At 30.4% G+C, this 26463-nt stretch carries 27 protein-coding genes and 1 pseudogene; 16 read left to right on the top strand and 12 right to left on the bottom strand.

All coding sequences use genetic code 11. The annotated features are described in order from the left end of the window. Positions 1 to 8 precede the first annotated feature (8 nt). The 3 genes from FGQ49_RS00235 (at position 9) to FGQ49_RS00225 (ending at position 2787) form a co-directional block, all read left to right on the top strand. Positions 9 to 1304 carry a glutamine synthetase family protein gene (locus FGQ49_RS00235; protein WP_138267907.1) on the top strand — a complete coding sequence of 432 codons (1296 nt, stop codon included), beginning with the start codon at positions 9 to 11 and terminating at the stop codon, positions 1302 to 1304. A gap of 30 nt (positions 1305 to 1334) precedes the next feature. Beyond that, the gene (locus tag FGQ49_RS00230) at positions 1335 to 1904 is read left to right on the top strand and encodes an ANTAR domain-containing response regulator (protein WP_138267906.1); all 570 of its coding nucleotides are present in this window, start codon (positions 1335 to 1337) and stop codon (positions 1902 to 1904) included. Positions 1905 to 2067: 163 nt separating this feature from the next. Continuing rightward, positions 2068 to 2787 (top strand): YoaK family protein, encoded by a 720-nt coding sequence (locus FGQ49_RS00225; protein WP_138267905.1) that lies wholly within the window; start codon positions 2068 to 2070, stop codon positions 2785 to 2787. A 24-nt stretch (positions 2788 to 2811) separates the two neighbouring features. Here the strand turns inward: FGQ49_RS00225 and FGQ49_RS00220 are convergent, their stop codons facing one another. Genes FGQ49_RS00220 through FGQ49_RS00190 form a run of 7 tightly spaced genes read right to left on the bottom strand, consistent with a single transcriptional unit; the run spans position 2812 to position 7966 of the window. Further along, complete coding sequence (locus FGQ49_RS00220; protein WP_138267904.1) at positions 2812 to 3480, bottom strand: allulose-6-phosphate 3-epimerase; 669 nt, start codon at positions 3478 to 3480, stop codon at positions 2812 to 2814. 56 nt (positions 3481 to 3536) lie between these two features. Further along, the gene (gmk, locus tag FGQ49_RS00215) at positions 3537 to 4082 is read right to left on the bottom strand and encodes a guanylate kinase (protein WP_138267903.1); all 546 of its coding nucleotides are present in this window, start codon (positions 4080 to 4082) and stop codon (positions 3537 to 3539) included. Positions 4083 to 4094: 12 nt separating this feature from the next. Continuing rightward, positions 4095 to 4970 carry a YicC/YloC family endoribonuclease gene (locus FGQ49_RS00210; protein ID WP_138267902.1) on the bottom strand — a complete coding sequence of 292 codons (876 nt, stop codon included), beginning with the start codon at positions 4968 to 4970 and terminating at the stop codon, positions 4095 to 4097. 4 nt (positions 4971 to 4974) lie between these two features. Beyond that, complete coding sequence (locus FGQ49_RS00205) at positions 4975 to 5970, bottom strand: tRNA dihydrouridine synthase (RefSeq protein WP_138267901.1); 996 nt, start codon at positions 5968 to 5970, stop codon at positions 4975 to 4977. Next, on the bottom strand, positions 5951 to 6721 hold the full coding sequence (locus tag FGQ49_RS00200; RefSeq protein ID WP_138267900.1) for a type III pantothenate kinase: 771 nt from the start codon (positions 6719 to 6721) through the stop codon (positions 5951 to 5953). Before FGQ49_RS00200 ends, FGQ49_RS00205 begins: the two co-directional genes overlap by 20 nt. Before the next feature lie 9 nt (positions 6722 to 6730). Continuing rightward, positions 6731 to 7321 carry an ECF transporter S component gene (locus FGQ49_RS00195; protein ID WP_138267899.1) on the bottom strand — a complete coding sequence of 197 codons (591 nt, stop codon included), beginning with the start codon at positions 7319 to 7321 and terminating at the stop codon, positions 6731 to 6733. 39 nt (positions 7322 to 7360) lie between these two features. Further along, positions 7361 to 7966: an ECF transporter S component gene (locus FGQ49_RS00190; RefSeq protein ID WP_138267898.1), complete on the bottom strand. Its 606-nt coding sequence runs from the start codon at positions 7964 to 7966 to the stop codon at positions 7361 to 7363. Positions 7967 to 8151: 185 nt separating this feature from the next. Between FGQ49_RS00190 and FGQ49_RS00185 the strand changes: the two genes are divergently transcribed. From FGQ49_RS00185 to FGQ49_RS00160, 6 genes are all read left to right on the top strand, one after another. After that, the gene (locus FGQ49_RS00185) at positions 8152 to 8910 is read left to right on the top strand and encodes an acyl-[acyl-carrier-protein] thioesterase (RefSeq protein ID WP_138267897.1); all 759 of its coding nucleotides are present in this window, start codon (positions 8152 to 8154) and stop codon (positions 8908 to 8910) included. Beyond that, a complete protein-coding gene (rlmH, locus tag FGQ49_RS00180) occupies positions 8900 to 9373 on the top strand; it encodes a 23S rRNA (pseudouridine(1915)-N(3))-methyltransferase RlmH (RefSeq protein WP_138267896.1) in 474 nt (157 codons plus the stop codon). Before FGQ49_RS00185 ends, rlmH begins: the two co-directional genes overlap by 11 nt. Positions 9374 to 9391: 18 nt before the next feature. Further along, positions 9392 to 10066, top strand: coding sequence for a YoaK family protein (locus tag FGQ49_RS00175; RefSeq protein WP_138267895.1), 675 nt, complete (start codon positions 9392 to 9394; stop codon positions 10064 to 10066). Between the two features lie 97 nt (positions 10067 to 10163). Next, positions 10164 to 10688, top strand: coding sequence for a nitroreductase family protein (locus tag FGQ49_RS00170; RefSeq protein WP_138267894.1), 525 nt, complete (start codon positions 10164 to 10166; stop codon positions 10686 to 10688). Positions 10689 to 10949: 261 nt separating this feature from the next. After that, entirely contained in the window at positions 10950 to 11894 is a 945-nt protein-coding gene (locus FGQ49_RS00165; protein ID WP_138267893.1) for an AEC family transporter, read from the top strand. Between the two features lie 129 nt (positions 11895 to 12023). Beyond that, positions 12024 to 13319: a hypothetical protein gene (locus tag FGQ49_RS00160; protein WP_138267892.1), complete on the top strand. Its 1296-nt coding sequence runs from the start codon at positions 12024 to 12026 to the stop codon at positions 13317 to 13319. A 28-nt stretch (positions 13320 to 13347) separates the two neighbouring features. Here FGQ49_RS00160 and FGQ49_RS00155 read toward each other — a convergent pair whose 3' ends face one another. From FGQ49_RS00155 to FGQ49_RS00135, 5 genes are read right to left on the bottom strand one after another with little or no spacing between them, the layout of a single operon-like run. Next, on the bottom strand, positions 13348 to 13527 hold the full coding sequence (locus FGQ49_RS00155; protein WP_138267891.1) for a DUF951 domain-containing protein: 180 nt from the start codon (positions 13525 to 13527) through the stop codon (positions 13348 to 13350). Between the two features lie 9 nt (positions 13528 to 13536). After that, positions 13537 to 14217: a CvpA family protein gene (locus FGQ49_RS00150; protein ID WP_138267890.1), complete on the bottom strand. Its 681-nt coding sequence runs from the start codon at positions 14215 to 14217 to the stop codon at positions 13537 to 13539. Positions 14218 to 14242: 25 nt separating this feature from the next. Then, a complete protein-coding gene (locus FGQ49_RS00145) occupies positions 14243 to 15124 on the bottom strand; it encodes a hypothetical protein (RefSeq protein WP_138267889.1) in 882 nt (293 codons plus the stop codon). Between the two features lie 3 nt (positions 15125 to 15127). Continuing rightward, positions 15128 to 16009: a ParB/RepB/Spo0J family partition protein gene (locus tag FGQ49_RS00140; RefSeq protein WP_138267888.1), complete on the bottom strand. Its 882-nt coding sequence runs from the start codon at positions 16007 to 16009 to the stop codon at positions 15128 to 15130. A gap of 5 nt (positions 16010 to 16014) precedes the next feature. Beyond that, positions 16015 to 16779 carry a ParA family protein gene (locus tag FGQ49_RS00135; RefSeq protein WP_138267887.1) on the bottom strand — a complete coding sequence of 255 codons (765 nt, stop codon included), beginning with the start codon at positions 16777 to 16779 and terminating at the stop codon, positions 16015 to 16017. Positions 16780 to 17425: 646 nt separating this feature from the next. Here FGQ49_RS00135 and guaB point away from each other — a divergent pair. The 7 genes and pseudogenes from guaB (at position 17426) to FGQ49_RS10760 (ending at position 26447) form a co-directional block, all read left to right on the top strand. Beyond that, positions 17426 to 18889 (top strand): IMP dehydrogenase, encoded by a 1464-nt coding sequence (gene guaB / locus FGQ49_RS00130; protein ID WP_138267886.1) that lies wholly within the window; start codon positions 17426 to 17428, stop codon positions 18887 to 18889. A 12-nt stretch (positions 18890 to 18901) separates the two neighbouring features. Then, positions 18902 to 20449, top strand: coding sequence for a glutamine-hydrolyzing GMP synthase (gene guaA / locus FGQ49_RS00125; RefSeq protein ID WP_138267885.1), 1548 nt, complete (start codon positions 18902 to 18904; stop codon positions 20447 to 20449). A 317-nt stretch (positions 20450 to 20766) separates the two neighbouring features. Beyond that, positions 20767 to 20988, top strand: a pseudogene (locus tag FGQ49_RS10765) (TnpV protein); the annotation flags it as partial. Between the two features lie 198 nt (positions 20989 to 21186). Continuing rightward, on the top strand, positions 21187 to 22413 hold the full coding sequence (gene dcm, locus FGQ49_RS00115) for a DNA (cytosine-5-)-methyltransferase (RefSeq protein WP_138267884.1): 1227 nt from the start codon (positions 21187 to 21189) through the stop codon (positions 22411 to 22413). Continuing rightward, positions 22413 to 23228, top strand: a complete 816-nt coding sequence (locus FGQ49_RS00110; protein ID WP_138268036.1) for an Eco47II family restriction endonuclease — start codon at positions 22413 to 22415, stop codon at positions 23226 to 23228. The genes dcm and FGQ49_RS00110 overlap by 1 nt, the downstream gene beginning before the upstream one ends. Before the next feature lie 39 nt (positions 23229 to 23267). Then, positions 23268 to 26045, top strand: a complete 2778-nt coding sequence (locus tag FGQ49_RS00105) for a TrlF family AAA-like ATPase (protein WP_138267883.1) — start codon at positions 23268 to 23270, stop codon at positions 26043 to 26045. A gap of 321 nt (positions 26046 to 26366) precedes the next feature. After that, positions 26367 to 26447, top strand: a complete 81-nt coding sequence (locus tag FGQ49_RS10760) for a PF20097 family protein (RefSeq protein ID WP_431731921.1) — start codon at positions 26367 to 26369, stop codon at positions 26445 to 26447. Positions 26448 to 26463: the final 16 nt, after the last annotated feature.

The raw sequence follows: 26463 nt of genomic DNA, 5'->3' as shown, positions 1-26463 counted from the left end.
GAGGGTATATGAATAATATTACAAAGGAAGTCATCAATTTCGTTAAAGAAAACGACATTAAATTCATTAGACTTGCATTTTGTGATGTGTTCGGCATTCAAAAAAATATAGCTATAATGTCAGATGAACTGCAAAATGCTTTTGAAAACGGAATAGCCTTTGACGGATTTGCCATAGACGGATTTTCAAACGAAAAAAACAATACTTTACTTTTATTTCCGGATCCGACTACTTTATCAATTCTTCCTTGGAGACCATCGGAAGGAAGGGTTGCAAGATTCTTTTGTGATGTAAAGTATCCAAATGGAGAAAATTTTGAAAATGACTCAAGAAGAATTCTTACAAAAGCAGTTAACAAAGCAAAGGAAATGGGATATACAATAAAAGTAGGTACTGAATGCGAATTTTATATTTTCAAAACAGACGACGAAGGACAGCCTACTTTAATGCCTTATGATGAAGCAGGATATTTTGATATCTCCCCTGTTGACAAGGGAGAAAATATCAGAAGAGAAATTTGCCTTACTCTTGAAGAAATGGGAATAACTCCTATAAGTTCTCATCATGAAAGAGGCCCTGGACAAAACAGAATAATATTTAGAAACTCCGAAGCCTTGCTTGCTGCAGATGATTTTGTTACATTCAAATGGATTGTAAAAGCAATTGCAAATAAAAACGGCGGATATGCTACTTTCATGCCTAAACCTCTAAAAGAATTATCAGGCAGCGGGCTTCATCTTAATCTTCTTGTATTTAAAGACAATGAAAATATTTTATCAAAAGGACTTGAAGATTCTAAAGATGCAAAATATTTTATTGCAGGAATCATGAACAGAATAAAAGAAATAACCGCAATTTTAAATCCAACAAGAAACTCATATAAAAGATTTGGGGAATTTTATGCGCCAAAATCAATTACTTGGTCAAAGAAGAACCCTAATACTCTTATTAAAATAACAGACTATATTGAAAAAAGAAGCAAGATTACATTAAGAAGTCTTGACCCTACGGCTAATCCTTACTTGGCTTTTGCTCTTGTAATCAATGCAGGATTAGAGGGTATTAAGAAAAAAGAAGAATTAAACGAAAATGCTAATTTGAAATATTTTACCCAAGATACAAAAATAGAAAATTTTGATAATCTTGCAGATAATTTTAGTTTAGCACTTGGCGTTTTTGAAAACAGTATATTCGTAAAAGAATGTCTTGGAGAAAATCTTGTATACAACTTTGTTAATAAAAGAAAAAAAGATTTACAAATAGACGAAGACATTCAGGAACTTAAATATTTTTTAACTGAGTAAAAAAAGTATATATCATTGGGAGGTGATTATTTGGATAAAGTATTGATAGTTTCATATAGCGAAAAAGCAAAAGATACTTTATGTCAACTATTAAAAGAATATCATAATGTTCAAATAATCACGACATCCTCTGCTTCAAAGGCAAGAAGATATGTAACAAACAACGAAGTAGCTGTTGCAATTATAAATACTCCTTTAAAAGAAGAAACAGGAACTCAACTTAGCCTTGATTTTGCAAGGCTCAATATAGGAACAATTTTAATGGTAAAAAGCGAAATTGTTGAACAAATAAGCGCTGATGTTGAATTTGCAGGGGTTTTTGTACTTCAAAAACCAATTATAAAGCCTATGTTTTATCAAGCTTTTAAAATGCAAATGGCACTTAAAAACAGACTTTTAAATCTTAAAAAAGAGAATGAAAAGTTAAGAAACAAAATAGAAGAAATTAAAATTGTTGATAGAGCAAAACTTATTTTAATGGAAAATGAAAAGCTTAATGAAGAACAGGCACATAAATATATAGAAAAACAAGCAATGAATGAAAGAGTAAGCAGATACTTGGTAGCTAAAGATATTTTAATAAAATATAACATTATGTAGATATCTATCATTTTTACTTTTAATATATAATTTTACCCAAAAGAAGAGTCATATATATGACTCTTCTTTTTATTACCCAGGAAATAATCATATTTCTTTAACACTTGAAGTTTTATTGCTACTGTTCTATACTATAAAACATAACATGTTTTGAGGTAAGAATATGAATAAAGAAAAAAATAATTCAAAATACCTTTTTTGTGAATCGAAACTGGTATATTTGCTTTTGATGTGCAGTGCAGGAATGATGGGAGCATATACTTTTAATCTAAGAGGCGGTGTGTTTTGTAATGCACAAACAGCAAACTTTGTAATGATGGCAATCGCATTTGGAAAAGGAAACATATCACACGGTTTTTATTTTTTAATTCCAATAACTGCTTACTTTCTCGGAGCTTTCATATCAGAATCTCTCCCCTCTCCAATAAAAAAACTGGGATTTTTACGATGGGATACGTATCTTATCGCTTTTGAAATAATTGTTCTTTTTATCATGGGGCTTATTCCTCTTACACTTCCAAATCAAATAGTACAGTTATCCATTAATTTTATTGCTTCAATGCAGTATAATACATTCAGACAAGCTGAAGGCATTCCAATGTCCACAACTTTTTGCACTAATCATTTAAGACAAATAGGAATAGCGATGTCAAGAATCATAAGGAAAAAAGACTATACATTGTTAAATAAATGCTTAACTCATTTATGTATGTTATTCTTCTTTGTAATAGGTGGATTTATATTAACATTTGCTTGTAGTTTTCTTGTTGAAAAATCAATATGGCTTGCTATTATTCCTCTTTTAATAACTTTAGCTATATTTATATACGGGGATACATATAAAGAACATGATCTACTTTATAGAAAACCTGCGGGACATTAAAAAAGAACGGTAGTACCGTTCTTTTTATGCTTTTGCTATTTGTTCAAGGGTTATATTTACTGCTTTTTCCAAATCATCATCAAGAGAAAATAATCCTCTGTTTCCTACTATATAAATATCAACTCCCGCATCTTTATATTCTCTAAAATGATCTTTATTTACTACTCCATCAACTTCAATCAAAAAGTTTAATTTCTTTTCTTCTCTAATTTTAACAAGTTCTTTTATTGTATCAAGACTTCCAGAAATAAACTCTCCTCCGGCAAACCCAGGTTCTTCGCTCATTACAGTAACTTTATCTACCTTTTCAATATATTTTTCCAAATCACTTGCTTTTGCTTCGGGACTTAACACTACCCCAAAATCTTTATTTCTATCATGAAGAAATTTTGCTGTTCTAAATGCTTCGTTTATAAGTTTCTCGCTGTGAATACTTACACAGTCTGCCCCGCTTTCAACCATTTCTTCTAAATAATAAAATGGATCTATTAACATTACATGTGCATCTAACTTTTTATCTGTAATAGTTCGTATAGCCTTCATAAAAGGGGGTGTAAAAGAAAAATTCTTGAAGTATACTCCGTCTATTATGTCAACATGATATGAATATACATATTTATTTAGTATTTTTATTTGCTTTTCGATATTAAGTAAATCCATACACATAAGAGATGGGCTGATTTTATATTCCATTTGCTTTCTTCCTTTTTTTATTTTATTATACAAAAAAACCGACTATTTTGTCGATTTTATTTTAAAATTATTTCTTTTATTTCTTCTACGGCTTTTTCAAGATTATCATTTACTACAACATAATCGTATTTATCTTTATATGATATCTCTTTTTTTGCCGTGCCTATTCTAAGTTTAAGCTGTTCTTCACTTTCAGTGTTTCTTCCTGTAAGTCTGTTTATAAGCTCTTCTTCGCTTGGAGGCATTATAAAGATTAACTTTGCTTCACTATTTTGTTCTTTTATCTGCATTGCTCCTTGAACATCAATTTCAAGTATTACATGATATCCTTCATCGAGCATTTCATCAACTTTTGCTTTTAAAGTACCGTAGTAATTATTAAATACATTGGCATATTCGTAAAAAGCATTTTCCTTTATCTTTTTTTCAAATTCTTCTTTTGTAAGAAAGAAATAATTTACTCCGTCAACTTCACCTGTTCTTTTATCTCTTGTTGTTGCTGAAATTGATATCTTTATTTTATCTTCTTTTTCAAGAAGTGAACATATTGTACTTTTGCCACTTCCTGAAGGACCTGATATTACAAATAAGTTTCCTCTCATTTTCTTCTCCTACTATTCTATATTTTGAACTTGTTCTCTTATTTTTTCTAGCTCGCTTTTTATTTCAACAACTGCAGTACTTATTTCAAAGCTGTTTGATTTTGATGCAATTGTGTTTGCTTCTCTGTTAATTTCCTGTAAAAGAAAATCAAGCTTTCTTCCAATAGGTTCTTTTTTTTCTATTATTGAAAGGAAAGATTTTAAATGGTTTGAAAGTCTTACAAGTTCTTCTGTTATGTTTACTCTTTCTGCATAAAGTGCAATTTCAGTTGCTATCCTATCAGAATCAATAACGCCTATTTTATATTTTTCTATATGGTCATTTAATTCTTTTGCATAATTTTCTGGGATTTCGTGAGCAAGTTTTGATATTGTTTCTTTTTGTTCATCGATAATATTAATTCTTTTTACGAAATCTTTCTTTAATGCTTCACCTTCTGCACTTCTGCTTTCAACAAGTGTATCTACTGCTTCTTTTATGGTACTTTCAAAGTATTTCCATTGTTCCTCAAGGTCAATTTCTGCTTCTTCTGCTTTTATTACATCAGGATATCTTGCAATGTTTATGATTGATATATCATCATTTACCCCAGGGAAATCATTTTTTATTTGATTTAATATTTGATAATATTCCCCTGCAAGCTCTTTATCATAATGAAGAGATACATCTTCACTTCCAAATTTTTCAGTCTTTATAAATACATCTATTCTTCCTCTGTTTACTTTTTCACTTATAAGGTTTCTGATTTTTTCTTCAAAGGCTGAATATCTTCTTGGAAGTCTTATATTAAAATCTCTGTAACGATGATTGATTGTTTTTATTTCAACATCAATTACAAGGTTTTCACTTCTATATTCACCTCTTCCAAAGCCCGTCATGCTTTTCATATTTTTATTCTCCTTCTTTTAATATATCGTCTATTCTGTCAAATACTTCATATACTTGTTCTTGTTCAAAAATGTTATTTATGCTGTTTCGTATTTTGGCACTGTTTTTTATTCCTTTTATATACCAATATAAATATTTTCTAAATTCCACAACGCTTTTCTTTGCAGTTGAGTATTTCATATGAATTTCAAAATGTTTTCTTGCTGCATTTATTTTATCTTGATTATTATATACGCTAACTTCCTTACCTTCAATAAGTTCGTTAAACTGAGAAAAAATAAACGGATCATAATTTGCCCCTCTTCCTATCATTACGGCATCTGTTTTTGTATAATCCATTTTTTCCTTTGCTTTAAGGTAGTTATCCAAATCACCGTTTACTACTATAGGAACATCTGCATTCTCTTTTGCTTTTTTAATTTCATCATAATCAACTTCTCCGGTGAATACCTGCTCCCTTGTTCTTCCGTGTACGGTAATCATATCTGCTCCGCCGTCTTCTACAGCTTTTATAATATCGAGTATATATTTTTCATTAAAGCCAAGTCTTACTTTTACGCTTAAGGGTTTAGTTGAGTTTTTCTTAACAGCCTCAGTAACCTCTCTTGCTTTTACAAGATCTTTTAAAAGCGCAGAACCGTCCCCATTATTTACGATTTTCTTCATAGGACAGCCCATATTTATATCTATAAAGTCAAACTCTGTATCATTCAAATGTTCATTTGTTATCTTACCCATAATTTCAGGGTCGCTTCCGAATATTTGAATTCCACAGGCACAATCCCTATGCTCGATTTCATTTGTTTCCATTAAAGGAAATGTGTTTTTACTTCCGTAAAATATTCCTTTAGCGCTTACCATTTCGCTTACAAATATTCTACAGCCCATTTCCTTCATAAAAATACGATAAGGCAGGTTTGTTACACCTGCCATTGGAGCTAATATTCCTTTATTTTGTTTAAAAAGTTTGCTAAAATAATTATTTTTTGTTTTTGTCATATATAATCTTTAATCCTTTTAATGTAAGTAATGGGTCAAAATCGTCTATAACATTTGTTTCAGGATAAATTATTTTTCCATATCCTCCACATGCTACGACTTTTATTCCCTCTTCGTTTAATTCTTCTTTCATTTTTCTTATAACATATTCAACTTGTCCGATATATCCGTATACAAGACCTGCCTGCATACTTGTTATAGTATTGCTTGCAAGTATACTATCTGGTTTTTTTATTTCTATCTTAGGAAGTTTTGCAGCTTGTTTCCAAAGTGCATCGGCTGATATTTGAATACCGGGAGATGTTACCGCATAAGAAAATACTCCATCTTTATTTACATAATCATATCTTGTTGCAGTTCCAAAGTTTACCACTATAACAGGACATTTATATATATTATAAGCTGCCGCTGCATCTACGATTCTGTCTGCACCTACTTCTTTTGGGTTATCTGTTCTTACGTTAATACCTGTTTTAATTCCGCTACCAACAATCATAGGAGTAACACATAAATATTTTTTTATTGCATTAACTAAATGATAATTTACATCAGGAACAACACTTGAAATAATTGCTCCTTGAAAATCTTTTATATTAATACCAAAATGAGAAAAGAATGTTATTATAAGAGTTCCTATTTCATCACTTGTTCTATCTTGCTTTGTAATATATCTAAACTCATGTATTAACTTATCATTTTTAAAAATACCAAGTTGTGTAGTGGTATTGCCTACATCAATAACTAAAATCATTTTTCTCTCCTATTTTTCTACTTTTATATTTGGATTTTTCTTTATATATACCATCATTATTGCAACAGTAAATATTCCCATTACAAATGCTTCCAACAACATGGAAGATGTAATAATACCAATCAAAAGAACTTTGAAACTAGTTCCTACTGCTTTGGCAATTTCTGTACCATAAATTAAATATAACATTGGCATAACAAGTGCTGTATTTATTATTGCCCCAAAGGCACCGGAAAAGAAAAAGCTTAAAGCCTTTGATTTTGTTAATATTTTTACAATCTTATATATAAAATACGGAACAATACCTATAAAAATTCTTGGAAGAACTGATACAAGTGGATTTATAAAGTATGGATCAAGTATTCCCGCAGGAGCGATAATTGCTCTTGAAAGAGTAACAAGACCAGCAAGCGCCCCCATAAATGCACCAGCTTTTATTCCATAAATAAGAGATGTAAGAACAGTTGGAATAAAACAAAGTATTGCAACGGAAGCCATACCTGCAGGAATCATTCCTGCAGTATAAGTAAAAAATATTGTTATTCCAAACATTATGCTCATAAATGTAAACTGCTTCGTATCTTTAAATAAGCTACCCATTATATTATCCTTCTTTCTTTTTATAATTATATATAAATTTTATATATCTTTTTTTATATTTGCCGCAATTGTATTTTTTTTCATTAAATAAATTTTTAAAACAGCAAAAGTTGCAATACCCATTATTATAGCTTCTATTACAGAAGAAGAAGTAATAATTCCAAGCAAAACAACTTTAAAAGCTTTTCCCGTAACAGCTATTATATCTTTTGCATAAACAAGATAAAGCATACTCATTGCAAAAGCTGTATTTGTAACAGCACCCATCATTCCTGATATAAAGGCTACTATATCTTTTTGTTTTATTATTTTATCCAAAAGTCTGTATACATAATAAGGTATAATTCCTATAAACATTCTTGGGAAAACTGATACAAGAGGATTAATAAAATAAGGAGAAAGTAATCCTGATGGCATTATGATATTTTTTGACATAGCAACAATTCCCGCTAAAATACCCATAAATGCACCCGTCTTAGGACCATATATAAGTGAAGTTAAAACTGTTGGGAAAAATGCAAGAACTGCCATCGAAGCCATCCCCGTAGGAATCATTCCGACCGTATAAGTGAAAAAAATAGTTAAAGCAAGCATTATGCTTAAAAATGTAAAAGATTTTGTGTCTTTAAATAATTTATTATTCATATTTACCTCCGTTCTCACTCCTTCTTTTAGGTTATTACCAAGGATGCAAGACGTTTTAACAAAATCATTATATCACCGCATATACCTTTGTCAAGAAAAAAATATATATGATACATTTGAAGGATTATTTGAAAATTATATTTTTGGTAGTATAATATAAAAAAATATTATAAGCAGGTGATAAAGTGCAGAATTTAAAATCATATATAACGGAAAAGCATAGAATAAAGTTTTCAAACGTTGATAATTTTAACAGACTAAAACCTATGGAAGCTGCAAGGTGGTTTCAAGATATATTTTTAAAACAAGATGAAACACTTGGCATAGACAGAACAAGTGACCTTACTTGGATACTTTTAAATTATGATATGAACATATACCACTTTGGTAAAATAGGCGATAATATAACAGTTGAAACATATCCTTATTCATTTAATAAATTCTATGGTAACAGAATATTTTTGTTAAAAGATGAAAATGGAAAAATTCTAATAGAAGCAAAAACAAGATGGCTGTTCGTTGAAAAAGATACTTTTAAAATAAGAAAAGTAACAAAAGAAATAGCAAATGTTTATGACATTGAAGATATAGAAAAAGGAAGAGGCTTTGATGTTGATAAAATTGATGACGAACTATTTAATAATGTAGAATATAAACCTCTTCAAATAAGACACTGCGATTTAGATACTAACAATCACGTAAACAATGCTTTATATTTTTCATATTTCTTAGACTATGTAGATGAAGATGTTTTAAGTAATTATCTACCTTATAAAATCCAAGTTACATATAAAAAACAAATTACTATAAATGATAAACCTATTGTATATTCAAAAGATACGATAGAAGACGGGCAAAAATATACAAACATTAAAATATGCAGTAAAGAAAATGAAATTTATACATTAATAAAAATACTTTGGAAGAAAAAAGATGAATATTAATATAATATGTGTAGGTAAATTAAAAGAAAAATATTGGGTTATGGCTGAGAATGAATATTCAAAAAGACTTTCAAGATTTGTAAAGTTAAATTTAATTCAACTTCCGGATGAGAAACTAACCGGTAATGACTCTCTCGATAATATTGCAAAAGAAAAAGAAGGCGAAAAAATTATTTCAAAAATTCCTAAAAACTCTTTTGTTATTGCAATGGATATTAAAGGAAAACAATTATCATCAGAAGAATTTTCAAAGCAAATAGAAAATTTATCAATAACAGGCAAAAGCAACATAACCTTTATTATCGGCGGAAGCCTTGGAATAAGCGACAGCGTACTTAAAAAGGCAGATAAAAAAATCTCCTTTTCCAAAATGACTTTCCCCCACCAGCTATTTAGAATAATGTTACTTGAACAAATATATAGAAGTTTTAAAATAATAAACAATGAAACCTATCACAAATAAACTAAGGAAGACAATAAAATGACAGAAAAGAAACAAATGTCCGAAACCTATAGGCTGGGAATGATTTTGGCAATTGTTGGAGGTTTCCTAGATGCATATACTTATATTTCAAGAGGAGGTGTTTTTGCAAACGCCCAAACAGGAAATATAGTTTTGCTTGGAATAAATGTATCAAAAGGAAATCTTCAAATGGTTGGATTCTATTTCCTTCCTATATTCGCGTTTTTTATCGGAATACTTGCAGCAGAAATGATAAAGAAAAGACATAAATACAACGACAACATACATTGGAGACAAATAATTATTTTAATTGAAATTATAACTCTTTTAATTGTAGGATTTATTCCTTCCGGAAATTTAGACACTTTATGTAACATATTAATATCCTTTGTATGCTCTTTGCAGGTAGAGGGCTTTAGAAAAGTAAACGGCAATGCATATGCAACAACAATGTGCACAGGAAATTTAAGAAGTGCAACAGAAAATTTATACAAATACAAACAAACCAAAAACAAACAGTTATTAAGAAATAGCATTCAATATTATGGAATAATATGTTTCTTTATTTTAGGTGCTATTATTGGAAGTCTTTTAACAAAGATATTTTTCACAAAAGCCGTATTATTTTCAGTAATAGGACTTATTATAGTATTTACTCTAATGTTTATTGAAGAAGTTGAAAAACGTTACTAATACAAATTACATATATCCTTATTTATTCTTAAATATTGTATATATTAATTATTTGTATTAAAATATATATAATAACAGACGTTTAGGAGGGATTTATATGTCAAACCAGGTTATTGAAAATATTCTTTCAAGAAGAAGCGTAAGAAGTTATAAGGATACACAAATAAGTGACAAAGCACTTGAGCTTATTTTAAAATCAGGTGAATATGCACCTTCTGGAATGGGCAAACAATCTCCTGTTATCGTGGCCGTACAAAACAAAGATACTTTAACAAAACTTGCAAAAATGAATGCAGAGATTATGGGAAGTGATTCAAATCCTTATTATGATGCTCCAACAGTAATAATAGTTTTAGCTGACAAAAATGCAAGAACGCATGTTCAAGACGGTACTTGTGCACTTGAAAATATGATGCTTGCTGCTCATTCTTTGGGCCTTTCAACTTGCTGGATAAACAGAGAATACGAAATGTTTAATACAGATGAAGGAAAAGCTCTTTTAAAAGAATGGAATTTAAGTGATGATTTAGTTGGGATAGGAGCTTTATCTCTTGGTTACTCAAAGGGCGAAATAAAAGAAGCAAAACCAAGAAAAGAAAATTACAGTATAATAATCAAATAAAAAAGAGATACAATATTGTATCTCTTTTTTTTATTATACCTTAATATATTTTGTAATATTACATAACAGTGCTTTATTACTATTTCAAAATACTTATAACATTTAAAGTAATAACTTTTCCCCTTAAAAATAATATATTAATTACTTTAAATATTATTTAATCACTAAATATGTATCATTGTTTAATTTGAAAACAAATACATAATAAAAATGTTCTTGAAGAAAAAAATAATGTGTTAAAATTTTCTTTGAGGTGTTATTATGAACAGTTTGATTTTCAGTTTAAACGCGACAATACCTATTTTCCTTATTATGATTGTGGGTATGTTTTTAAAAAAGATAAATATAATAAATGAAGAATTTAATAAGGGCTTAAATAAAATAGTATTTTCTATTGCTCTTCCAATACTTTTATTTGAAGATGTAAGCAGTGTTGATTTTATTGAACTTTGGGATACAAAATTTGTTTTATTCTGCTTTATAGCTACTTTTATTTCAATTTTGATATCCTATGTTATATCTTTATTCTTAAAAAACAAAAATATACAGGGAGAATTTATTCAAGGTTCATACAGAAGCTCTGCATCAATTATCGGAATAGCATTTGTACAAAACATTTACGGAAACATAGGAGCCTCCCCTTTAATGATTATAGGCGCAGTTCCTCTTTATAATGTTGCCGCTGTTATAATACTTTCAATATTCAAACCAAATAAAGAAAAACTTGATGGAAAAGTTATAAAGTCTACCTTTATAGATATACTAAAAAATCCTATAATTTTAGGTATTTTATTTGGAATCTTATGGTCTTTATCCGGACTTTCAAAACCCGTAATAATGGATAATACATTAAAAAACTTGGCAAATCTTGCAACTCCGCTTGGTCTTATATCCATAGGTGCAAGTTTTGATTTTAAAAAGGCAGTTGGAGAAATAAAACCTACAATCATATGTGCTGTTCTTAAGTTAATAGTATTTTGTGCTTTATTTTTACCCCTCGGCGTTTATATGGGATACAGAAATGATTATCTTGTTACAATACTTGTTATGCTTGGAAGTGCTACAACAGTCAGCTCATTTATTATGGCAAAGAATATGGGGCATGAAGGCATTTTATCATCTTCAACCGTTATGATAACAACACTATTAAGCTCGTTCACTTTGACTATGTGGCTTTTTATATTAAAAACACTAAACTTAATATAAAAATGTTTCACGTGAAACATTTCTTTAATAATATTATAAATAAAGGTTTCCCTTGAAAATATATAGTTAATAATATATACTATATATAAGTTGTTGTAAAAATAATTATAAAATAAAAAGGAGAAACTAATGAAAAAACAAAGCAAAAAAATTATATCTGTTTTTGCGATTATTGCTATCATATGTTCTTTATTTTCAAATGTATTCGCAGCAACAGATGCAGTAACACTCCAAATTGGAGACAGCAAAAAAAATTATGATACTGTGGCAGAAGCGGTGGCAGCTGTTCCAAAGGACAATACTAATGCAGTAATTACATTTAACGACAATTTTACGGGTTCCGGTGTAAAAGTAAATGAAAATCAAAACATAACATTCGATTTAAATAATTTTACATGGGATATTACAGACACTGTAGGTTCAACAGGTACTGAAACAAATGGTCTTCAATTATTAAAAGGCTCAACAGTTAAAATTCAAAATGGTGCTATAACATCAGAAACAGCAAAACTATTAATTCAAAATTATTGCGACTTAACTATTGATAATGTTAAATTATCAGGAACTGACAATTTAACACAATATATCGTTTCAAATAACAATGGTTCAACAACAATAACCGGTGGCAGTGAAATAACTGCAGCTGCAGGAGGAATGGCATTTGATTCTGACAAATGGGGCGGTTACGACGGTGGAAATGTTATTCTTGAAAACGGAACAATAAATGGTAATATTAATGCTACAAACGGCGGTAAAATGGCTCTAAACGGAGGAACAATAAACGGTGAAGTTTTAGCATCAAATTATACAAGTGCAGGATATGATTCTCAATCACCTGTAATTACAATTAATGGTACTGATATTAACGGTAACGTATCTAGTACAGAAGAAGGTAAAGTTATCATTCAAAAAGGAACTATAAATGGTACTGTTGATTCAACAGGAACAAATAAAATTGAAATAACAGGTGGAACTTTCCTTCAAAAACTTGGTGATAATGTTAAGGTAAACAGTGAATATAGTGCAAAAATTGGCAATAAAACAGTAATTGGAGAAGAAGATTTTAATGAAGCAATTAATAATTTAAAATCAGGTGATGAAATTGAACTTCTAGCTGTTCCTGAAAACACAAAACTTTCTATACCAGAAAATGTTAAAGTAATTAATAGTTCAGGAAATAACGTTATTATAAATGATGAAAACCTAAATACAGGTGGTAATATCACAACACCTCCAACAGATAAAGATGATTCTTCAAGCAGCTCAGGTTCTACATCAACAGATAATAATACAAATGATAATGCAGGAACTCTTTCACCACAAACAAGTGACAATTCAAATATGACATTATTTGTAATTACATTTATGATTTCAATTATTGGAATTACAACTGCAATTACATTAAAGAAAAAACAACAACACTAAAATAAAAAGGATATCAATCGATATCCTTTTATTTTTTGTTCTTTACACTTTTATTAAATTTATTTCTTTGAATTGTAATTATTCTTCCACATCCCATGCATTCAAGCTTGACATCAAGCCCTATTCTTATTATTTTCCATTCATTTACACCGCATGGATGACCTTTTTTCATAACCACAATATCATCCGCATAATATTTTTCTTCCATAATAACCTCTTAAAACAATATATATCCTATATAAAAATAACTTGCAAACATCGAATCTCTCAGTGCAACATTAAGAGATGAATCTTTTAAGAATATCGCTATGACAAATATAATACTTATTAGTATTAAGTTTATTATAAGCCCTTTAACAATTCCAAACAATGCTCCACCGAGTTTATTAAATGTTCTTATAACAGGAAGTTTTGTTGCAAGATTTAAAATTTCAACTATCAAAGATAACACTACGTAAGCCAAAATTAAAATACCTACAAAAGATATAAATGAAACAATTGATGCGGTAAGCGCATCTACTGCCATATTACCTCCCGAGCTTACAGTGTTTGAACCACTATTCCATAGATTTTCAAAAAAATGAATTATCGATGATGGAATATCTCCTATGTTCAAACCCGCAAACCAATCTGTTACATTAGCACTTCCCTGCTCTACACTATTTGACACACTTTCCGGAATAACATTATTTACTCTTAAAAAAGTATGAATTGTATCTTCTATTCTTGTATTATTAATAAGCCAAATGCTTAATGTTCCTGCAAAAACTTTTGCTACAATAAAACTGCATATAATTGTTATTATGGAAAATATACTTTTAACAAGCCCTCTAAATGTCCCCCATATCATACATACCAATATAATACCGACAATTAAAATATCTATCCATGTAAGCATAATCTATTTTGTTAAATAGCAAAGATTATTCATTTTCTTTATTTTGTTTTGCTCTTTGCTCTTTTAAATTCTCCTTTAAAATATTATTTACAATTTCCTCTGCCAATCTGTCTTCTTTTTCTTCAATTTCAGGAGTAATTTTTTCTGTTAATACATTTACGTTTGTTTCTTCTTCAACAACTTCGTTTTTTTCTTTTAATTCTTCAGCGCTTTTATTTTCGTTTTCTGTATTGACATATTCTTTTTCTGTATCTAAAGAGTCTTTAGCTTCTTCTTCATTATCATCTTCTTCAATAGATAATTCTTTATTTTTCTTTTGTTCTTTCTTTAATTGTTTCTTTTCTTTTCTGCTTAACTTTTTTTCTTTAACTTTTGGTGTTTTTTCTTTTTTGCTTGCCTTAGCACTTTTTTTATTATTCATCATTCTTTTACCGCCATTAATTACAAAACCGAAAAATTCACCGATAAAGTAACAAACAGTAATAATGACATAATTTGCCGCAAATAATAAATAACCATGACCTCTAAAAATACTCATTAAAAGAGTAACTGGTTTATTATAGAATATTAATGGACCGCCAAGGAAGAAAAACTCTGTCCAGCCTTGGGACTGTGTAGGCACAAGTTTACTTACTCCATAAGCAATGGAAGTATAAACCAAGATAGGAACTATTGCAATAAAAGCACCTACAAACAACTTCCAGAATTTATCCATTTTACCGCTTACCGCAAGTTTAAATCCACATACAAGCCATATAATCATTTCCGCTATAAGCATAACTCCCGCAATGATTACATTATTTACTCCGATTATCAGACTTACAAGATAAATTATAAAACATAATAATAACTGAAGTCCGTTTACTAACATAGCTGTTGCAAAATATTTTGTTTCTTTATTATTCATAGTTTATTTTTCCTCTATTTTAAAAAGTTCTAAAAGTCTTGATAAATCATCATTTGAATAATAATCTATCACAATACTACCTTTATTATTTCCATTATCTTTTAATTTTACTTTTGTTCCGAACGTAAAAGATAATCTGTTTTCCAAATCTTTAATATAAGGATTTTCCTTCTTTTCTTTTTTTATAGGTTTTTCTTTTTCTTTACCTTTAAATTCTTTAGCCAATTTTTCACTTTCCCTAACAGAAAGCTTTTTACTTATAATAAGTTCCAAAAACTCTTCTCTGTATTCTTCTTCCACAGAAAGAATCGCTCTTGCATGCCCCGCAGAAATAAGATTATTTCTTATTGCATCTTTTACTATTTCGCTTAAAGATAAAAGTCTTAATGTATTTGCAATTGAAGCCCTGCTTGTTCCAAGTCTTTTTGCGATATCTTCTTGAGTCATATTAAAACTTTCTTTAAGCTCATTATAAGCCACAGCTTTTTCAATTTCATTTAAATCCTCTCTTTGAAGATTTTCAATCAAAGCAACTTCGCTTATTTCTTTTTCGCTGTATTCTTTAACGATAACAGGAATTTCTTTAAGACCTGCAACAATGGCAGCTCTGTATCTTCTTTCCCCTGCAACGATTATATAATCATCATCTTTTTTAACAACCAGTAAAGGTTGAATAATTCCATGTTCTTTAATAGAGCTTGCAAGCTCGTTTATTTTTTCTTTATCAAATTGTTTTCTAGGCTGATTTGTATTAGCTCTTATTAAATTTATGTCAATATGTTTTATGTCTCGTTCTTCATTTTCAGAAAAAACTCCATCCACATCTTCCTGCGGAATCAACGCGGAAAGTCCTCTTCCAAGCCCTCCTGACTTTTTCTTTGCCATATTATTTATTCCCCTTTCTTAATAAGCTCATCTGCAAGCTGCATATAAGCTTTATATCCTTTTGAAGATGGATCATAATCAACAATAGTTTGTCCATAACTTGGTGCTTCCGCAAGTCTTATATTTCTTGGAATAATAGTTTCATAAACTTTTTTTCCAAAAAATCTTTTAACTTCTTCCACAACCTGCATTGAAAGATTAGTTCTATTATCAAACATAGTAAGTAATACCCCTTCAACCTTTAATTTAGGATTGATACCTTTTTTTACAAGGTTGATTGTATTCATAAGTTGGCTTACCCCTTCAAGTGCATAATATTCACATTGAATTGGGATAAGAACACTATTTGAAGCGCAAAGTGCATTTACAGGTAAAAGTCCAAGAGAAGGTGCACAGTCTATTATTACATAATCATAATTATTTACTATGCTTTTTATCCCTCTTTTTAATATTGTTTCTCTTTTAGGTCTTCCCGCAATTTCTATTTCTGCACTTGCAAGATCTATGCTTGAAGGAATTAAATCCAAATTTTCAACTTCTGTTTTTATTACAACATCAGCTGCATCCATTTCATTTACTATAATATCATATGTACTGTTTTCCAATGTTGTTCTATCGATATCAAGTCCGCTTGTAAAATTACTTTGAGGGTCAAGGTCTATTCCCAAAACTTTTTTACCCATTTTTGTAAGACAAGCGGATAAATTTACGGCAGTTGTAGTTTTCCCTACCCCGCCTTTTTGATTAAATAATGATATAATTTTAGTCATAAACATTCTTCTTCCTATATTTTTTTACTAACACATTGTAACATAGAAAAACTACCCCTTCAATAAATTTAATATTAAAAATTGTTTCACGTGAAACATAATATTACTAAATTTCAAAGGAGTAAATTTAAACTGTTCATATTAAATATCACATTAATGTTTTATATATTATAAGAAATAAACATAAATATTATATGAAATTAAAATGAAAAAATGATTATATTTTTTTCTAATATAAAATAATTAATAAGAAAGTATATATATTATAGATTAAATATATAAATGTATAATTAAAATTAAAAAAATTTAGTTAATAATTAGCTGTATATCATACGATGAAGCTATATAAGACACAAAGTAATATTAAAATATAACTTAATTTATAAATATTTTATAACCATGATTTATTATATATGAATAGCAAAAATAAAAAATATATACTATATAATAATAAGATAAATAAAAGCAGTAAATGTTTCACGTGAAACATTTGGAAAAACTGAAAATATTTTCTTATTTTTTGTTAAAATTACTGTTTACAAAAATCAATTTTTGCATTAATATATATATAAATTAAATATAGTTTACATTTTAGAAGATAGGCAAAACATATCTTCGATTTTTTTATATTTTAAAGGAGGCTATCATGGGAAAAATTTTAAAAGAAGGATTAACATTTGACGATGTATTATTAATACCAAGAAAAAGCGATGTTATCCCTTCACAAGTAGACACATCAACATATTTAACAAAGAAAATTAAACTTAACGTTCCACTAATAAGTGCCGGAATGGATACAGTTACAGAATCAAAACTTGCTATTGCTATGGCAAGACAAGGCGGTATCGGTATAATTCATAAAAACATGACAATAGAGCAACAAGCAGCCGAAGTAGATAAAGTAAAAAGAAGTGAACATGGTGTTATAATAGATCCTTTCTTCCTATCACCTGAACACGTAATCGAAGATGCAAATGAAATAATGGCAAGATATAAAATATCAGGTGTTCCAATTACAGACGAAAGCGGAACATTGGTTGGTATAATCACAAATAGAGATTTAAGATTTGAAAGAGATCCTAAAAAGAAAATTAAAGATGCAATGACTAAAGATAATTTAATCACTGCACCTGAAGGAACAACTCTTGAAGAAGCAGAAAAAATCTTAAAGAAAAATAGAATAGAAAAACTTCCTATAGTAGATGAAAATTATAAACTTAAAGGTTTAATTACAATTAAAGATATTGAAAAGAAAATCCAATATCCAAATGCGGCAAAAGACGAACAAGGAAGACTTCTTGCAGGCGCAGCCGTAGGTACTGCTGCTGACACAATGGAAAGAGTTGCAGCTTTAGTTAAAGCTAAAGTTGATGTTCTTGTTCTTGATACAGCTCACGGACATTCTACAAACGTATCAAACTGGTTAAAGAAAATTAAAGACGCTTATCCTGATTTACAAGTTATCGCAGGTAACGTTGCAACAGGAGAAGCAACAGAAGATTTAATTAAAGCAGGGGCAGATGCAGTAAAAGTAGGTATGGGTCCTGGTTCAATTTGTACAACAAGAATCGTTGCAGGTATCGGGGTGCCTCAAATCACAGCTGTTATGGACTGTGCAGAAGTTGGAGATAAATACGGCGTTCCTGTAATCGCAGACGGTGGTATTAAATTCTCAGGTGATATTTCAAAAGCAATCGCAGCAGGTGCAAGCACTGTAATGCTTGGAAGCATGTTCGCAGGAACAGAAGAAGCACCTGGAGAACTTATCATATATCAAGGAAGACAATTTAAAGCATACAGAGGAATGGGTTCTGTTGCAGCAATGTCACAAGCAAATAACTCTTCAGACAGATACTTCCAAAGCGGAGCTAAAAAACTTGTTCCTGAAGGAGTTGAAGGAAGAGTTGCTTATAAAGGAAGCATAGCAGATAATGTATTTCAACTTATCGGTGGTCTTCGTGCCGGTATGGGATACTGCGGATGTGCAACAATTGATGAATTAAGACATGATGCAAACTTCGTTAAAATAACAGCAGCATCACTTCAAGAATCACATCCTCATGATATTTCAATAACAAAAGAAGCACCAAACTATACAAGAGAATTTTAAGGAAAATAAAATATGAGTAACAAAAATGAATTAGTAGTAGTATTGGACTTTGGAGGGCAATATAACCAACTAATCGCAAGAAGAGTTAGAGAGTGTAATGTGTACTGTGAAATAAAACCTTATACAATTTCCCTTGATGATTTAAAAGCCTTAAATCCTAAAGGTATCATTTTCACAGGCGGACCTAACAGTGTATATAAAGAAGATTCTGCAACATATACAAAAGATATCTTCGATTTAAACATTCCAATCCTTGGAATATGTTATGGTTCACAATTAATGGCTCATAAACTTGGAGGCGAAGTTGCCACAGCTCCCGTAAGCGAATATGGTCACACAAACGTTAATCTTGATACTTCTTCCCTATTATTTGAAGGAATCGATGAAGAAAATGTTTGCTGGATGAGCCACACAGATTATATAAAAAAACAACCTGAAGGTTTTAAAATAACAGGTCATACACCTGTATGTCCCGTTGCGGCAATGGAAAACAAAGAAAGAAATCTTTATGCTGTACAATTCCACCCAGAAGTAATGCATACAAAAAACGGAACAAAGATGATTCATAACTTCCTATACAATGTATGTAAATGCAAGGGTGATTGGAAAATGGATTCTTTCGTTGAAGAAACCATTGAAGCAATCAGAAAAAAAGTAGGAAACGGAAAAGTACTTTGTGCCCTATCAGGCGGAGTTGACTCTTCTGTTGCAGCAGTACTTCTTGCAAAAGCAGTAGGAAAACAACTTACTTGCGTTTTCGTAGATCACGGTTTACTTCGTAAAAACGAAGGAGATGAAGTAGAAGCAGTATTTGGCCCGGACGGTCCTTATGACTTAAACTTTGTAAGAGCAAATGTACAACAAAGATTCTACGACAAACTTGCAGGAGTAACAGATCCTGAAACAAAAAGAAAAATCATCGGTGAAGAATTCATAAGAGTATTTGAAGAAGAAGCCAAAAAAATCGGTGCGGTTGATTTCCTTGTTCAAGGAACAATCTATCCTGACGTTGTAGAAAGCGGACTTGATAAAAGTGCGGTTATAAAATCTCACCACAACGTTGGAGGACTACCTGATCATGTAGACTTCAAAGAAATTATCGAACCACTTAGAGATTTATTTAAAGATGAAGTAAGAAAAGCAGGAAAGGAACTTGGAATACCTGAGTATTTGGTAATGCGTCAACCATTCCCTGGTCCTGGACTTGCAATTAGAATAATCGGTGAAGTTACCGAAGAAAAAGTAAAAATAGTTCAAGATGCCGATGCAATATATCGTGAAGAAGTTGCAAAAGCAGGAGTAGACAAAGACCTTGGACAATATTTTGCAGCACTGACAAATATGCGTTCAGTAGGTGTTATGGGAGACTTCAGAACATACGACTATGCCATAGCACTAAGAGCGGTTATGACATCTGACTTCATGACAGCAAGTGCCGCACAACTTCCATGGGAAGTTCTACAAAAAGTAACAACAAGAATCGTAAACGAAGTGGATCATGTCAACAGAGTACTGTATGACTGCACAAGCAAACCACCTGGAACGATTGAGTTTGAGTAGTACAATGAACTTAAATCCCTAATATTTATACGGATTTAAAATATTTCAAATAAAAAAGCATTACTGATTTTTTCAGTCCGTAATGCTTTTTTTATTTTAATAAATATAATATGTAACTTCATTATTTTTAAATCAATAAAGAAAATTTAAATAGTATGTTTCATGCTTTAAAATTATAAAGATGAAAAAGAACAGTTTGCAGTATGGGCTGCAAGGAGATTATTATCTCCACTGCCTATCACCAATAAAAAAGAACAAAACCAGTAAAAGTGTGTGAGGCAAAGAGATTTTGTGGTATATAAAAAAATAAAAGCTCTTTCTATATTAATCTATTGATTTTCTGCAAGTTGAACAACTACCATGCCGATATTGATAAGCAGGCTGAAGATATGTTTCTTTGGCTGGTAGAACAACTGGCGAAAAAAGAAAACAAAAAGAAAAAGCTAAAAACTGAAAATCAAATACTATTGGTGCAGAAGATGAATAGTATTCGTAATCGTGCAACGCAGATTGTGAATACAAAAGTAATTTATGCGTAAAAGTTTCAGGTATAGCTAAATAGCTGCACCCGATTTTTTATGATTAGTATTAATAATAGAATAAATTACAGTTCGTGTTGGCAGAAAAGAATTTCTAACGAAATCGTGAGATAACTTGGTTTTTACAACAAAATAAGCTATAATATAACAAACCATTATTGTATTTTAGACAATATTTATAGCGGAGGTATTAACACGGTGGCTGTTTGTTATAATAATCTTTGGAAGATACTGATAGACAAAAATATGAATCGTACTGAATTGAAAGAAGCTGCCGGTATTAGCTTTAATGTAATGGCTCGAATGGGCAAAAATGAAACAGTGTCATTTGAAAGTATAGAGAAAATCTGTGCAGCTTTAAATTGTAATATTGGCGATGTAGTAGAGTTTGTTCAAGAGCCGACAGAGGTTGTTGAGAAAAAGCCAATGACTATTGAATTGTTTGCAGGCGCTGGTGGACTTGCTTTAGGAATTGAGAAAGCTGGATTTGATACAATCGGCTTAATAGAATTTGATAAAGCTGCGTCAGATACATTAAAATGCAATCGTCCGAATTGGCGAGTTATCAATGATGATATTGCTAACATTTCTTGTTTAGATTTGGAAGAGTATTTTAACATAAAAAAAGGAGAGCTTGATTTATTATCAGGTGGTGCGCCTTGTCAAGCATTTTCCTATGCTGGAAAGAGATTAGGATTGGAAGATGCACGAGGTACATTATTTTATCATTACGCAAAATTTTTGAAACAACTCCAACCAAAAATGTTTTTGTTCGAAAATGTGCGAGGTTTGTTGACACATGATAAAGGACGCACATATAAAACAATTACAGACATTTTTGAAAGCGAAGGTTATACCATACAAAAACAAGTCTTAAATGCTTGGGATTACGGAGTTGCTCAAAAAAGAGAACGCTTAATTACGATTGGAATTAGAAATGATTTAGTTCCAAAAATTAAATTTCATTTCCCTACTCCTCATAAATATAAACCAGTACTAAGAGATATTCTTTTAGATTGTCCTCAAAGTGAAGGCTCACAATATTCCGATCATAAACGCAAAATATTTGAGCTTGTTCCCCCAGGCGGTTATTGGAGAGATATTCCCGAAGATATTGCGAAAGAATATATGAAAAGTTGTTGGTATATGGAAGGCGGTAGAACAGGTATTTTAAGAAGATTAAGTTTAGATGAACCTTCACTTACTGTTTTAACTTCTCCAAGCCAAAAACAGACTGACCGTTGTCACCCATTGGAGCCTCGTCCATTTACAATACGAGAAAATGCAAGATGTCAGAGTTTTCCTGATGATTGGCAATTCTGTGGAAGTGTAGGACAGCAATACAAACAAGTTGGAAATGCTGTACCAGTTAATTTAGCGTATGAAATTGCAGTAAAAATAAGAGAAGCATTGGAGAGTTTATGATGTGGAATTTAACTTTTATAAACGAAGAAGATTTTTCAAATCATGTCAAAGCAACGATTGAAAAATACGGAGAAAAGCTTGAATCATTTGATTTAAAGCGCTTTAATAAAAATATCATTGATCCGATTAAGTTAATTTTTGACAAGACAGTATATCAATCTTCTTGGGAAGAAATTGTAAGTAACGAAATTTTCCGTCAAAGAGACAAGTCTAACAACAACGATATTGGATATTTTCATCAGCGTATTTTCCAATACATTAAAAATTGTCACGTTCCGCCAAATGGCGAAGAAGGCGGTTGGGATGTAATTTACGAAAATGCTGATGGTATTCCTATTCCTGACGCAGGAAATGTACATACCGTTTATGTTGAAATGAAAAATAAACATAATACAATGAATTCTGCTTCAGCAGGTAAAACCTTTATCAAAATGCAAAATCAGTTGTTAAATGACGATGACTGTGCTTGTTTTTTGGTAGAAGCGATTGCACATCGATCTCAGAATATCAAATGGGAAACGACAGTTGATAAAAAAAAGGTTGGTCATAAACTTATCCGCAGGGTAAGTCTTGATCAATTCTACGCCTTAGTAACAGGACAGGACGATGCTTTTTATCAGATGTGTATGGTATTGCCATCCGTTATTGAAAAGGCAGTTAAAGAGTTAGAAGGTACAATTGTGCCACACGATACAGTTATTGACGAGCTGAGAGCTTTGGCGAGCGAACAGAATGTTGAATCAGAAGATTTGGCGATTGCGATGGCTACGTATATGCTTGGATTTGGAAGTTATAATGGATTTAATGCCAAATAACAGAAAATATTTTAAGATTGTTTAAAGAGGACAAAAGGAATGGAATCTACAAAAGGATCTGAATGGCGAAGATGGGAATTACATATTCACACACCAGATACTCAAAAAAATGATAATTTTACTGGGTCTTCATCTGAAGAAAAATGGGAAAAATACTATCAAGATATTAGTACATATATTGGTAGTGGAGATGATCCACTAAAAGCAGTAGCAGTTATAGCGATAACAGATTATTTGTCTATTGATAATTATAAGAAAGTTATAGCAGATAACAAATTACCCAAAAGTGTTAAACTTGTATTGCCAAATGTTGAAATGAGAATTCAGCCAATAGCCAATGATTCCCCTATTAATATCCATTTTATATTTAACCCTGATATTATAAGCTCTATTGATAGCAGGTTTTTCTCAAAGATAAATTTCAGATATAGTTCAACTACTTTTTCGGCATCTCACTCTGAACTAATTAGATTAGGAAAAACCATAGATTCAACTTTAGAAGACTCAGCAGCATATAAAAAAGGAATAGAACAATTTGTTCCATCTTTTGACAAGATACAGGAAATCTTTTTGAATGACAGAGAACTGCGTGATAACACTATTATTTTTGTTTCTAATAGTTCCACAGATGGCGTAAGTGGTGCAGTAAACCATTCGGATTACTTAGATGGTTTTCAAGGAGATAGTCAACTAAAAGCGTTTAGACAATCAATATATAAATTTGTCGATGGTATTTTTTCAGCTACTCCTTCTGACATTAAATACTTTTTAGGAAAGAAATCCAATTGCTCTGTTGAAGCAGTAGTAAAAGAGTGTGGTTCACTAAAACCTTGCGTACACGGAAGTGATGCTCACAAAAATGAAGAAATATTTGAACCAGACCAGCAAAAATATTGCTGGATAAAAGCAGATCCAACATTTAATGGTCTAAAGCAGATCCTTTATGAACCTGAAGAGCGAGTTAAAATTTCTCAGACATTACCTGACTATAAAGCTGAGTATTATGTTATCGATAAAGTAGAATTCATAGATAAAGATTTTCAGGACGCACCTATCAATTTTAATGAAAATTTAACCTGTATCATTGGTGGCAAATCAACAGGTAAATCCATACTATTACATAATTTAGCTAACGCAATAGACCCATTGCAGGTTAAGGAAAAAGAAGAGAAGTCCTCTTCTATTAATAAGAATATTCAAAACATTTTTGTAACTTGGAAAGATGGAAAAAAAGACGAACCTCGCAAGATTGTATATATTCCTCAAACCTACTTAAATAGATTAAGTGACGCAAAAGAATCCACTACAGAAATCGATAGAATAATTCAAGATATTGTTTGGATTGATGCTAAAGCTAAGTCAACTTATACTTCTATGTTGCAGTCAATAAAAGACTATAAGTCTACATTGAATATGAGTATTCTTGGATTAATTGAAAATCACAAAGAAATAAATAGCGTAAAAGAGGACAAAAAAGAAATAGGTGATCAAGAAGCTATCAAGGCTCAAATAGAAAAACTATCTTCTAGAAAAGATATATTGTCAAATGAACTTGATTTATCTAAATATGATTTGGATTTATATGAAAAAACTGTTTTTGAAATAAGTACACTCAAAGAACAAATCTTATTATTGAAAAACGACCTTGCTTTTTTAGAAGAAATAGATTCATTGGTGGAAAAAAGAAAACTCAATTATTCTTTTTCAAGTGATACTAAAAATCTTATAGATATAACAATGAACAAAGCAATAGAAGCTGCAGATGCTGTTTGGGAAAGCAGTAAACACACTATACTAACCAACATATCTACTGGATTAAATGAAAAAGAAAATCGACAAAACGAACTATTTGAAATACGAGATAGCTTGAAATCTAAAATTCAAGATAATAAAGTGATTACAGAAATATCAAACAATATTCAACAAGAAAATGATAAGTTAAAAAAGCTGAAAATGTTAGAGGAAAAAGAAAAAAGTCTTGTTGAAAAAGAAAATAAATATATTAATGATATTTCTTTGTGTATAGAAAAATTCAAAAAATTCCATACAGAGTATGCTGAAACAGTTAATTCGAAGCCTGAGTTCAGAAGTAGCGATTTGGAGTTTTCTGTATGTGTGCCTTTCAAAAAAGAAGCATTTTTGGATAAAATTTCAAAACTTTTAGATAATCGCTCTATAATCTTTAAAGAAACGATATCAATCGATGAGTTTACTGAAGCTCAGTATTCGCAGGACTTTTTAAAAGATATTATTTGTAAAATTCTTAATGATCAGCTACAACCTAAAAAAGGCAACAATAAGGAAAGTGTAATTAGAGATATTTGCGATGATTGGTTTGAGATTAAGTATAATGTTCAAATGGACAATGATACCATTGATGTTATGTCCCCCGGTAAAAAAGCTCTGGTTTTGTTAAAGTTGTTAATAGACTTAGCAGACAGTAAATGTCCTATTCTTATAGATCAACCAGAGGATGATCTGGACAATCGATCTGTTTTCAAAGACTTAATTCCATTCATCAAAAAGAAAAAAAAAGATAGACAAATTATAATTGTTACACATAATGCAAATGTAGTTCTTGGAGCAGATGCTGAAGAAGTAATTGTAGCTAATCAGCAAGGAAGTAATGTTCCAAATAAAAAATTTAGATTTGAATACAGGTCAGGTGCTATAGAGAATAATATGCCTGTGTATACTGATGACGGAACTATTGAACAAGGTATTTTAAATTCTCGAGGAATACAACAACATATCTGTGATATTTTAGAGGGTGGTGAGTCAGCGTTTGAATTAAGGAAGAATAAGTATCATATCTGATAGCACTCAAGTGATAGCTATTTGATAGCAGAAGTCAATGTACCTTATAGAATTAAGATAATATGTATCATTGTATATTAAATTAAGTCAAAACACCTAAGCGAAATCAGTTAATATCTGTTTTGCACTTAGGAGTTCGAGTAATTTTAACATAAGCCATAAAGACTATAAAATATAGCTTTATGGCTTTTTATTTTCTCACTACATTAAGAATACATATAAAATTATATTATTTTAATTAAGCTCTCTATATTAGTATAAAACGTAAAATACATCATATAATTAGAAAAAGGGGAAAAAACCGACTACGATGAAAGCGGAATTATTGGAAGATTAAACGGAGATAAAATAAATGTATATATATGTAAACAGTGTAAAAAAATAATTATTGATGAAAAATAAAGAATTAAAAAACAGA

It is taken from the genome of Anaerofustis stercorihominis, assembly GCF_005844425.1.
In the GTDB taxonomy this organism is placed as follows: Bacteria; Bacillota; Clostridia; order Eubacteriales; family Anaerofustaceae; genus Anaerofustis; species Anaerofustis butyriciformans.
The sequence above is the reverse complement of the archived record's forward strand: the minus strand, read 5'-3'. Positions and strand labels throughout refer to the sequence as shown.